Source organism: Pedobacter sp. MC2016-05 (assembly GCF_026239735.1).
GTDB lineage: Bacteria > Bacteroidota > Bacteroidia > Sphingobacteriales > Sphingobacteriaceae > Pedobacter.
The window spans coordinates 1-11,160 of sequence record NZ_JAPIVT010000037.1; the positions used below are offsets into that span (position 1 = coordinate 1).

Below are 11,160 nucleotides of genomic sequence, written 5' to 3' on the forward strand. Positions count from 1 at the left end.
GTAAAAGGGACTAAGTTGAACCGACCATTTTGCATCGCTCCAGCCGAGCGTTAGATCTACTTGATATGATTTTTCAGCGGAAAGATTCGGGTTCCCTTTTTCGTAGCTGAAGTAATGATAGTTTACTCCATTTGCACCTAGTTCTTTTGCAATCGGCATTCTGAAACTTTTGCCAATATTAGCCTTTAAACTGAAATTCGATAGATTGTAATTTAATCCAGCAGACCATACCAAGCTGTTGAAAGTGCGATTCAAATTGGCAGCCCGTTGCAGGTTTTGCTGTTCGAAATTGCCGTTTCTATTAACTTGCGATGGAAACCAGTCCTTGTATTCAAACATGTTAATTTGTGCTCTATCGTACCTTATCGCACCATGCAGCAATAAATTTTCGCTGATTTTGAACTTATCGTACGCAAAAGCGCCAATTGTACTTTGGTTAAATGCCGGAACCAGAAAGCTCCATCCGTTGATGTTGTTACGCTGCCATTCTGCATTTATTCCAACGGTTAATTCGTGAGCATCAATTTTGACTCTATCTTTTAGATTTGCCGAGTAAACTGATTTATCGAACTCCCTTTCTAAATCGCTCTGAACGAATAGCGATGAAGGATAAATAGGGGGCATAAAGCCATGATTGACGTATTGACTAAATTCCTGCCTAAAGTTTTTTTGATAACCTAATTCAGCTTCAATGTTGTGGTTTTCTAATTGAAGGCTCGATCTGTTAATGATTTTAAAATGGTTAACCGATTGATACGGATGTAAAATATCCCGATCTGAATTATCGTGGAGCTGCTTATCAACACGTCTTGGCTCCAGTCCGTGGGCATTGGCAAAAAAACCACTTTTGGTGTAGGTATTACTTAGATAAAATATCGATCTAAACTTATCTCCAACAAAACCAGTATTGAAATGAATTCCAGTTTCTTTTCCTGCGGTATTTCTTAAGCGATTGTTATTTAAATTTACTTCGTAGTCATACACATAAACCTTGGTTGCAGGTACCCGGTAATCAGCATAATTTTGGTAAGTAAATCGCGAATCGAAAAACCATTTTTTGTTTCTGCCATAAAGATTTGTCGATGTTCCGTATAGGTTGTTATTACTTTTTCCAATTAAATCTACCGAACCCCCAAGGCTATTTGGCGCTGGAACGGCAATCGGTAATATGTCAATTACGCCTCCAATGGCATCACATCCATAAATAAATGAGGCAGAACCTTTAATTAGTTCAATTTCGCCAGTGGCAAATTGATCAATTTCCAAACCATGATCGGCTCCCCATTGCTGCCCTTCATGTTTAATACCCTTCTCAACAACAACAACTCTATTAAAGCCCAAGCCTCTAATTAACGGTTTCGATTGTCCTGAACCGATGCCAATGGTCTTAATTCCTGGCAAGCGCTCCAGGCTTTTCATCAGGCTTCCACCCAAATTTCGTTGGATAAAATCCTGGTTAACAATTTCTATATTCAACGATTCCGCTTTACGGCGATTTTCTACATGTTTATCTTTTATGATGACGTCAGCTAGTTGCTTGACCTCTTTTTGAAGAACCCCATTTTTGATAACAGCCTGATCGCTTCCTTCTATTGTGATTGTTGTTTTGGAAAAGCCTACTGCAATAACCATCAGGTGATAAACTCCTTTTTCCAAAGCTGGAAATGTGAAGTTACCCCGATCATCTGTACGGGTTGAAATTGGCGACTGAACTAGCTGGACCGTAGCGTTTGAGATCGGTTTTAGTTCGTAAGAAACGGTTCCACTGAGTTGAAATTGTTGCGCATATACCTGCACAGTTCCAAATAAGGAAAATAATAAAATTAAAAATTTACGCATTGCCGATGGCCTAAGCCAATAGTTAAAGGATTAGCATATGCAAAGCATTGGCATACTAATCATGTCAAAAAAATTGAGAAAAATATTGGAGGTTGGAAATACCGATTACGGCATTCTAGGCAGAAATAGGCGGGCCTTTATTGGTAAAGCCTTGAAGTGTAAATTTGTAATTGGCTAAAAATGTGCCTGTATTAAGCAGGTTTACTTTTGGTAAAGGATATGAAATAGAAAAGGGTAGAGGCAACAAGATCTCTTTCCCATGTTTATGTGCCAAATAATCGCACACCGAACATTTTTCGGTAAAAGAAATATTATCTTTTTGATTACCCACCTGCTCAACATCGTCAGTGTTGTGGTTGTGGATGATTTGAATTACAGAAATAAACGAGAAAGTGAAAATGAGCAGTGCGCTCACCGCCTTCACTAAATCAGTTCTTTTTTTTAGTTTCCTGTTATTCATTTACGCCACAAAGTTGCATTTATTTTTGAAAATAACAATTGATTTTTCAAAAAATAAATATTTTGGGCTTATTGAGAAGATTAATTATTTGTAATCGTTTGATAATTAAACTAAACGCTTAAATAGATGTTGTAGAGGCCGTCTCAAAATTGCGAATTTAATATTTTCCAAGATTACTATTTTGAGAAATCTTGATGCCTGGGAACGGCGATATTCAAGATTTTTTTTGTCTTTTCATTTATCAAATTGATTTTGAGACAGCTTCAATTTAATTAAATCTGACTTGGTTCATCATCATCTTCTAACTCGTCATCTTCTAGTTCGTCACCTTCTAGTTCGTCATCTTGTAATTCGTCATCCTCTAGCTCATCATCTTCTAACGCCTCATCTCCTTCTTGCTCATCGATAACTTCATCAAGCTGAGTTCCTTCTCCATCAGCAAAAGGAATCTCATCTTCGGTGTAACTTTCATCATCATTTTCTTCGTCTGGGGCATGGCCTTCTGCTGCATTGCCGTTTGAGCGATCGACTTGAAATTGCGCTATGTTTGGAATTTCATCGTCTTTAATTGGTTCTTGATCTGGATTTTTCATAGTATGATTTTTATATAAACAACATTGATTTTTTAGCATAAGTTTTGATGAAAGATGATAACAACATGGAGGAATATCATTTTTCCCGCTCCAAATGTGCTATTCTGGCTTATTTTGCAATAAAACTTTCTGTTTAAATTATTTTTTGCTTTCTTGCCGAATAATTCACGTTCACCTAAATGAAAAATCTCTCCATAAGTTTAACTCCAGCTAAATGTGAGCTTTTGGACAATATCCTTAACGAATTTGAGGAGGAAGTTTATATCAAATCCGATAGGGTACTTAAAATATTTAGAGGAAATGGTACGCTGGCTTCTGATTATCTGGATGTTTTAGTTCAAATGAATCTCGTTATTTTAGTGGGACAGGTAGATGGCGTTCCATTACCGGCAATGGTGGGTAAACAAGCAGGTGTAGATATGTTTATTAGCGAAGGCGGTTTTAAACGGCGCTACGCTTTAAACAAATTAGAAGAAGATACCGGAAAAAGCATATTCGATCTTAAAACTGAAAATTTAGACCTCAAAGAAAAGGTAGAAAAGCAAGAAGTTTTACTCAAAAACCTCGAGAAAAATATCACTCAACAGGGCCAAAGTATCTTAAATAAATGGCTTGCTCGTGTCGGCTTCATGTTTATCGGAATTGTGTTAACCGTTTGCTATTTTTTATTTTTCAAGTAGTTACAAAGGTTAGAATAATGTGCTAGCACCCATAAAGCTGTTCACAATCTTCATAATCTCTCCTCCCAAATCAACGGCGTTACCAATTCCTACTCCTCTTATGGCTGCGAGTTGATCGGTAGTTTTCGGTGGTCTCGATGCAATGTTCACCAAAGCAACATCAGAAAGGATAGTGTGTTCAGGAACGTTTCTTTTCCTACTCAAATCACTGCGCCAATCAAGTAAGCGCTGATAAAGTTTTTGATTGGCGATTTCTTTAGGAATATCAATTTTAGCTACAAATGTTTTCCTGGGTGTAATCTCGTATTTATTACCGGCATCTAAAAAAGTTTTGGTGTAATCTGCAATCGAAAATTTTGCCCACGGGAAACCAAATAAGGCCAGTTTCACATTTAAGGTATTTAAAATTGATATCAGCGTAATCACCGTTCTTTCCGACTTTTCATCAGCCAATAATTTTAAAGATGTAAACTTGGATATTTCTGCAATTACCTGATTTATTTTTGGTGTAAAATAGGTTGAAGCTTTACTTAATCGGTCTAGAAATAGTTTCTCGTCAGCAACATCGGTTTCCTTCGAAATTTTGGCAACTTCCTGACTTCTAAATTTTGTGCCCACTCTAATCAGTTGAGCATCCAAAATTTCGGAAGTATTATTTAACATGTTTTTAAAGGCCGCATTCTCATCGAAAGCATTAAAACTAACATCTTTTATGTTGGCCCAGCTTTCGCTTAAAGAACTGAAGTCGAACAAGTCTTCAATCAAATCCCAGGTGTATTTTTTAACATAGAGCGCTAAATTTTGGTCAGTCGGAACCTGGGTTACCGCCTTTGATGTAAAACCTATAATCCTTTTATCGGTAATAATATTCTCCATCTTCACCGGGGTTTTCAAAATCAGGCCAGCCAAATTTTTGCACCTGCTTAACGCTACATAAGCCTGTCCATGGGTAAAGGATGCGCTAATATCAACAATTGCCTTTTCGAACGTTAAGCCCTGGCTTTTATGAATGGTAATTGCCCAGGCCAGTTTAAATGGATATTGAGAAAATGAGCCCGTATTTACTTCTTCAATTTTATTTTCTTCCTGATCCAGGTTGTATTTCAAATTCTTCCATTCCTCTCGCTCCACTTCAAAATGAGCCGAATCATCTAAGAATTGCACTTTAATCGTATCATTGGAGATAGACACAACTTTTGCCGCCTTCCCATTGTAATACTGCTTTTTACCAGACGAATCGTTTTTGATAAACATCACCTGGGCACCTACTTTAAGCTGCAATAGTTCATCAACAGGATAAGCATCTTTAGGGAAATCGCCTGTTATTTTTGCACTAAAGGTGTGAAGCTCACCATCTAATTTCTCAAGACAATCTTTGTTAATTTGGGTAACTAAATTATTGTGTGTGGTTAAGGTGATGTACTCATCTTTCCAATTATCTTCTAAACTTGGATCGTAATGTGAATTGAGTTTATCTAAAAGTGCTGGCGTTAAATCATTCTCTCTAATTCTATTCAAAATATCAATGAATAACGGATCGGATTGACGATAAACTTTTTTTAACTCAAAGGTGGTTAATGAAATTGATTTAAGAATATGGCTATCAAAAAAGTAAGGACTTAGGTAATATTCTTTCAAAATATGCCATGCATCATGTGCAATCGGCGATAGTTGATATAAATCACCAATCATTAAAACTTGTACACCGCCAAATGGCATGTTAGAACCTTTTACTTTTTTTAAAGATTGATCAATAAAATCGAGCATGTCTGCCCGAACCATACTAATCTCATCAATAACTAAAAGTTCCAGGCATTTCAAGAGCTTTATCTTTTCTTCATTGTATTTTACTTCTTTAAATTGCTGGTCGTTAGCCACAGAAATAATTGGTCCAAATGGCATTTGAAAGAACGAATGGATGGTAACTCCACCTGCATTTATTGCGGCAACAGCAGTTGGCGCCACTACAGCGAAATTTTTCTGTGTAGTTTCTTTGATCTTTTTTAGCAGCGTGGTTTTTCCGGTTCCTGCTTTTCCGGTTAGAAAAATAGGTTGATTTGTGAACTTGATAAAATCGAGAATAAGTTGGTTATCGGGAGCGGATTGATTAGTATCGGTTTCGTTCATCTTATGCAGGGATCCTTCTTAATTTATCAAAATATTTATGCAAAGATGCACAGAATGTCAGTAATGCTTTGCCTGATTACAAGCCGATTTATTCACATTTGTAGTTTAATCATGGCTTGCTATTTTCATGATTTCAAATACAATTTAAACCAATATGATGATTAGCCTGACCTCCAAGGAGATCAATTTAAAAGTTAATCTCCTTTTGTTTGCTTAAATTTTCTTCCCTTATTAATTTTTATTCTTCTGTAAATCAATTGGTTTAAATTGATTGATGTTTAAGCGTTAAAAATAACTGTTTTTATTTTTGTTTGCTAATTATTTTAGTATAAATTTGTTTAATTCGCTGCTGGCGATTCATTAAACAATTAAGGAAGAAAGCTGTTTATAAGGCTTTCAAACGAAGAGGAGTGATATGACTGTTACAGTTTTAGCAATATTAGAAACAGATTTTAAACCAGATCTTTCTTTAGGGAAAATCATGAATGAGCGATTGAAAAACGCAGCCGATGACTTAAGAGATATTCATTTGCAGGCTTTACAATCTGTGGGACAACGTACTGATGATGTGGTCGTTTATATTAGCTATAACCCAAAATATAAAATCCGTTGGCGCATAGTAAATGATGTACCTGATGAAGTGGAAGGATTTGTAGCAAAAGTTTGTGGCGATTTAGGATACATTCAATGGAAAACTGCCGTAATGAATATTTTTAAAGGCAACGAATAGTTACATCAATCATGCAGTTTGCGTTGTTAAACGGAAATCGAGTTGAAGCTTTAAAAGGCAAAAGTGCCGTTTGTTTAGGTTGTGGGCAAAAAGTAATTGCAAAATGTGGTTCCATAAAAATCCATCATTGGGCACATGTTTCTCTTAGCCATTGCGATTCCTGGTGGGAAAGCGAAACTTTGTGGCATCGCCAATGGAAAGAAGTTTTTGCACCCGAATTTCGTGAAGTAAGCTTTTATGATGAGTCTTTGAAAGAATTTCATCGGGCAGATATACATACGGCATCAGGTCTAACCATCGAACTTCAAAATTCGCCCATAACCACCGAAGAGCTTCAATCAAGAGAACGATTTTATCCCAAGTTAATCTGGGTGGTAAATGGTTTGAAGTTTAAAGGTTTAAAAATCTTAAAATCCATTCCAAATCCGCTTAGCCCATTATTAGATCCATTTGAATTTTGCGCTTCTGAGCATTTATCGGTCATCCGTAAAATCGATGCTTTAGCTAAAAATCCTCAACCAGAAGTGCTAAATTTTTACCATAAGGAATTAAAATCAATCCCAGTCTCATCTGATTTTTATTCTTTTAGTTGGCGCAATGCGCACAAAGCATGGCTAAACGCTTCGTGTCCAATTTTCATCGATTTTGGTGGCCATTTTTTATACCGATTAAGAAAGCGACATCAAATCTCCACCGATTACAACTATTTGCAGCTGATTAATAAAACAGCGTTTATCGCTAAATACAGTGAATTGGGAAAGGATGTTAAATAAGAAACAGCATCCTGCAAGTCTTTCAATGATATTGTTGCACAATAAAAAGTTAAATCTTTGCACTTGTTAAACTAATATTTTGATCTTTAGGTATGAAAAGAATAGCTTCAATTACATTCTTATTTTTAGCAATTATTGTATCCAAAACCATGGCTCAGAAACCAGCTGTAATTAATCACATCGCTGTTTATGTGAACGATTTAACGAAATCGACAAGCTTCTATCAAACTGTTTTTAGTCTAAAAGTAATTCCAGAACCATTTAAAGATGGCAAGCATACTTGGTTCTCATTGGGAAATGCTGGTGCACTTCATTTAATTGAGGGGCAAAAGGCCAATCAAATCTTTGATAGAAATGATCATTTGTGTTTCAGCGTTTCATCAATCGATGAATTTATAGCCGCTTTGAATAATAAAAAGATTCCGTTTGAAGATTGGGCGGGTAAAGTTGGCGCCATCAACTTAAGGCTTGATGGAGTAAAACAGATTTATTTCAAAGATCCCGATGGTCATTGGCTGGAGGTAAACGACGCTAAATAAATATTTCTACGCTATTATAATTTCCAATTTATGATTAAGATTTTTTTAAAGGTGATGTTCGTGTTGTTATTGATCAGCACGAGTATTTATGCTCAAAATGAAAAAGCAGAAGCTGATTTTAAGGCTGTAATGCAAAAGTTTAATGCGGTAGGTGCTTCAGTGGCGGTAGTAAAAAACGGGAAAATAATTTATACACACTCTTTTGGACTAAAAGATTTAGATAAAAAAACGGAGCTGACCGATCGCGATATTTTCCGTATTGCATCTATTTCAAAATCCTTTTCGGCAACGTCCATTATGCAATTGGTAGAGGTGGGTAAACTTTCGCTAGATGACGATTTTGGAGATTTAGTAGGGTTTAAGATCAGAAACCCGAAATATCCAGATCAAAAAATAACCTTGAAAATGGCACTTTCGCACACTTCGAGTTTGAATGATTCTCAGGGATACTTAAACCTCGATTTGATTAATCCGGATAAAAATCCAAATTGGGCCAAGTGTTACAATGATTATGCTCCAGGAAGTAAGTTCGATTACTGTAATTTGAATTTCAATATCATCGGAGCGATTATAGAGAAGAAATCTGGTGAGCGATTCGATAATTACGTTAAAAATCATGTTTTAAAGCCTTTGGGGCTTTATGGCGGTTACTGTGTAGATTCATTAGACAGCACCCGATTTGTGAAGCTTTACGAATACAACTCGAAGACGAGCGAATTTACCAACGCAACAGCAGCGTATGCACCACGCAGAACTGAAATTAAAAATTACGTTATGGGCTATTCTACACCTATATTCTCTCCAACAGGAGGAATGAAAATATCGGCAACAGATTTGGCAAAATACATGATGATGCATATGAATTATGGTCAATCAAATGGAGTAAGACTTATTTCAAAAAAGCATTCGAAATTGATGCAAACCGCTATTACGGCTGATGAAGGTTACGGATTAGCAATCAGAACTGCTGACAATTTTATTCCAAATGTTAAGTTAAAGGGTCATACCGGATCGGCTTACGGGCTATATAGTACGATGTTTTTCAATCCAAAAGAAAAGTTTGGTTTCGTCATTATTACCAATGGGATAAATCCTACCTACACAGATGGTTTTCCTGATTTCAGTCGCGATGCCATCAATAGCCTTTATCAAAACTTTGTTAAATAAGATTATTCTCAGTTTAGTTAGCTTTTTGTAGATGATAAATTTTCAAAACATTTCATAAGTCAAACGGATTGTTAAATCAAAGACGAGTTTTGATTTACGAACGATCAGATTTATAGTATGGCTGAATATTTACAATTTCCGGGGGAAGCTTATCCTTTGGGAGCAACATGGGACGGAAACGGAGTTAATTTTGCACTCTATGCTGAAAGTGCAACCGCTGTAGAGTTGTGTTTCTTCGATCATGAACACGCTGAAGAAGAAACGGTGAGAATTAATATTCAGGAAAGGTCGCACCAAATCTGGCATTGCTATATCCCTGATGTAAAGCCAGGGCAGTTATATGGTTATAGGGTATTCGGACCTTACCGTCCATCGCAAGGCCATCGTTTTAACGGCAACAAAGTACTTCTAGATCCTTATGCTAAGGCCATTGCCGGCAATATAAAATGGAACGAAGCTCTTTTTGGATATCAGTTAGGATCAGAAGAAATGGATCTGAGCTTCAATGAAGCGGACAGTGCAGCATACATGCCAAAATCAGTTGTAATTGATTCAAGCTATGATTGGGAAGACGATAAGCACCCAAAAATTAGTTATAATCAAACGGTTATCTATGAAATGCATGTTAAGGGTTTTACAAAAACCCACCCGGATATCCCCGAAAATTTGAGGGGAACTTACGCAGGGCTTGCTCATCCCGTATCAATCAACTACTTAAAAAAATTGGGAGTTACGGCTGTCGAACTTATGCCTGTACATCAATTTATTTCTGACCATCATCTCGAAGAAAAAGGATTAACAAATTATTGGGGCTACAATAGCATCGGTTTTTTTGCCCCCGATTCTCAATATGCTTCTTCAGATATTCGGGGCGATCAGGTTCGCGAGTTTAAGGATATGGTAAAGGCTTTACATAAAGCCGGAATCGAAGTGATTTTAGATGTAGTTTACAATCATACAGGAGAAGGAAATCACCTTGGCCCAACCTTGTCGTTTAAAGGGATCGATAACCACTGCTATTATAGATTGGAAAACGATAAAAGATTATACCGGCACTGGAAATACGCTAAATTCGATGTTACCGAACGTGCTCCGATTTATTATGGATAGTTTGAGGTATTGGATTTTAGAGATGCATATCGATGGTTTTCGATTTGATCTGGCCTCCACTTTAGCCAGAGAATTACATGAAGTTAACCGGTTAAGTGCGTTTTTTGATATCATCCACCAGGATCCGGTAATTTCACAGGCCAAGTTGATTGCCGAACCCTGGGATGTGGGAGAGGGAGGTTACCAGGTTGGAAAGTTTCCTCCTGGATGGGCAGAATGGAATGGCATGTACCGGGATGTAATGCGTGATTATTGGCGGGGCAACCCGAATATGCTTGGCGAATTTGCACAACGTTTTCTTGGAAGTCCGGATTTATACAAAGAAGATTATCGCCGCCCAACTGCGAGTATTAATTTTATTACAGCGCATGATGGTTTTACGCTTCATGATTTGGTTTCCTATAATCATAAACACAATGAGGCCAACTTAGATGATAACAATGATGGCGAAGACCATAACAAATCGTGGAATTGTGGAGTAGAAGGAGAAACCGATAACGAAGAAATTATCAACCTGCGATTGCAGCAAAAGCGTAATTTTTTAGCGACACTATTTTTATCACAGGGGATTCCTATGCTTGTTTCTGGCGATGAAATGGGGAAAACCCAACAAGGAAATAACAATACCTACTGCCAGGATAATGATCTTTCATGGTTGGATTGGGCAAATGCCGATCAATCATTATTAAATTTTACTCAAGAGTTGATTCAGTTGAGGCAAAATCACCCCAGCTTAAGAAGGAGAAAGTGGTTTGTTGGTAAAGAAGTAGGTGAGGATGGCATAAAAGATATTGCCTGGTTTACGCCTGATGGAAATCCGATGAAAGGGCATAACTGGGAAAAAGATTTTGCCCGTTCTATTGGAATTTATTTTCACGGTGAAGGAATACAAAGCAAAGGCCCGATGGGCGAAGATATTCTTGATAACCACTTTTTTATCATTTTCAACGCACATTACGAAGCTTTAGATTATAAACTTCCAAAGGAAGAATATGGGAAAAGCTGGAAGAAAGTGTTAGATACTGCGACTGGTGAAATTGCTAAAGATGGCTTAGGTTTATTTACTGCATCTGAAGGGTTAGAAGTTGCCCGAAGATCCGTAACCGTTCTCAAATCAGCATAAAAAGAAAGCAGGTTTTAAG

The 11,160-nt window shown here is 37.0% G+C and carries 11 protein-coding genes; 7 read left to right on the forward strand and 4 right to left on the reverse strand.

The genetic code is table 11. The features are described 5' to 3' along the window. The 3 genes from OQZ33_RS23855 to OQZ33_RS23865 form a co-directional block, all read right to left on the reverse strand. On the reverse strand, positions 1-1,839 hold a 1,839-nt coding region (locus tag OQZ33_RS23855), incomplete at its 3' end, for a TonB-dependent receptor (protein ID WP_265802062.1). 115 nt (positions 1,840-1,954) lie between these two features. Continuing rightward, positions 1,955-2,299: a hypothetical protein gene (locus tag OQZ33_RS23860; RefSeq protein WP_265802063.1), complete on the reverse strand. Its 345-nt coding sequence runs from the start codon at positions 2,297-2,299 to the stop codon at positions 1,955-1,957. Positions 2,300-2,571: 272 nt separating this feature from the next. Next, positions 2,572-2,892 (reverse strand): hypothetical protein, encoded by a 321-nt coding sequence (locus OQZ33_RS23865; RefSeq protein WP_265802065.1) that lies wholly within the window; start codon positions 2,890-2,892, stop codon positions 2,572-2,574. Positions 2,893-3,071: 179 nt separating this feature from the next. On the opposite strand from OQZ33_RS23865, the gene OQZ33_RS23870 reads away from it, so the two are divergent. Further along, complete coding sequence (locus OQZ33_RS23870) at positions 3,072-3,572, forward strand: hypothetical protein (protein WP_056850145.1); 501 nt, start codon at positions 3,072-3,074, stop codon at positions 3,570-3,572. 9 nt (positions 3,573-3,581) lie between these two features. Here OQZ33_RS23870 and OQZ33_RS23875 read toward each other — a convergent pair whose 3' ends face one another. Next, positions 3,582-5,699 (reverse strand): HRDC domain-containing protein, encoded by a 2,118-nt coding sequence (locus tag OQZ33_RS23875; RefSeq protein WP_265802068.1) that lies wholly within the window; start codon positions 5,697-5,699, stop codon positions 3,582-3,584. A 415-nt stretch (positions 5,700-6,114) separates the two neighbouring features. On the opposite strand from OQZ33_RS23875, the gene OQZ33_RS23880 reads away from it, so the two are divergent. From OQZ33_RS23880 to OQZ33_RS23905, 6 genes are all read left to right on the forward strand, one after another. Beyond that, positions 6,115-6,429, forward strand: coding sequence for a hypothetical protein (locus OQZ33_RS23880; protein ID WP_265802069.1), 315 nt, complete (start codon positions 6,115-6,117; stop codon positions 6,427-6,429). A gap of 11 nt (positions 6,430-6,440) precedes the next feature. Further along, positions 6,441-7,202, forward strand: coding sequence for a competence protein CoiA (locus OQZ33_RS23885; RefSeq protein ID WP_265802071.1), 762 nt, complete (start codon positions 6,441-6,443; stop codon positions 7,200-7,202). 149 nt (positions 7,203-7,351) lie between these two features. Then, positions 7,352-7,741: a VOC family protein gene (locus tag OQZ33_RS23890; protein WP_265802072.1), complete on the forward strand. Its 390-nt coding sequence runs from the start codon at positions 7,352-7,354 to the stop codon at positions 7,739-7,741. A 30-nt stretch (positions 7,742-7,771) separates the two neighbouring features. Continuing rightward, complete coding sequence (locus OQZ33_RS23895; protein WP_265802074.1) at positions 7,772-8,908, forward strand: serine hydrolase domain-containing protein; 1,137 nt, start codon at positions 7,772-7,774, stop codon at positions 8,906-8,908. Between the two features lie 117 nt (positions 8,909-9,025). Next, positions 9,026-10,018, forward strand: coding sequence for an alpha-amylase family glycosyl hydrolase (locus tag OQZ33_RS23900; protein WP_265802075.1), 993 nt, complete (start codon positions 9,026-9,028; stop codon positions 10,016-10,018). After that, complete coding sequence (locus tag OQZ33_RS23905; RefSeq protein ID WP_265802076.1) at positions 9,984-11,141, forward strand: glycogen debranching protein; 1,158 nt, start codon at positions 9,984-9,986, stop codon at positions 11,139-11,141. Before OQZ33_RS23900 ends, OQZ33_RS23905 begins: the two co-directional genes overlap by 35 nt. Positions 11,142-11,160: the final 19 nt, after the last annotated feature.

Coding starts and splice junctions, on each gene's coding strand:
- OQZ33_RS23865 (WP_265802065.1), bottom strand. CDS start 2,892: ATGAAAAATCCAGATCAAGAACCAATTAAAGACGATGAAATTCCAAAC.
- OQZ33_RS23895 (WP_265802074.1), top strand. CDS start 7,772: ATGATTAAGATTTTTTTAAAGGTGATGTTCGTGTTGTTATTGATCAGC.
- OQZ33_RS23885 (WP_265802071.1), top strand. CDS start 6,441: ATGCAGTTTGCGTTGTTAAACGGAAATCGAGTTGAAGCTTTAAAAGGC.
- OQZ33_RS23880 (WP_265802069.1), top strand. CDS start 6,115: ATGACTGTTACAGTTTTAGCAATATTAGAAACAGATTTTAAACCAGAT.
- OQZ33_RS23905 (WP_265802076.1), top strand. CDS start 9,984: ATGTTACCGAACGTGCTCCGATTTATTATGGATAGTTTGAGGTATTGG.
- OQZ33_RS23875 (WP_265802068.1), bottom strand. CDS start 5,699: ATGAACGAAACCGATACTAATCAATCCGCTCCCGATAACCAACTTATT.
- OQZ33_RS23860 (WP_265802063.1), bottom strand. CDS start 2,299: ATGAATAACAGGAAACTAAAAAAAAGAACTGATTTAGTGAAGGCGGTG.
- OQZ33_RS23890 (WP_265802072.1), top strand. CDS start 7,352: ATGGCTCAGAAACCAGCTGTAATTAATCACATCGCTGTTTATGTGAAC.
- OQZ33_RS23900 (WP_265802075.1), top strand. CDS start 9,026: ATGGCTGAATATTTACAATTTCCGGGGGAAGCTTATCCTTTGGGAGCA.
- OQZ33_RS23870 (WP_056850145.1), top strand. CDS start 3,072: ATGAAAAATCTCTCCATAAGTTTAACTCCAGCTAAATGTGAGCTTTTG.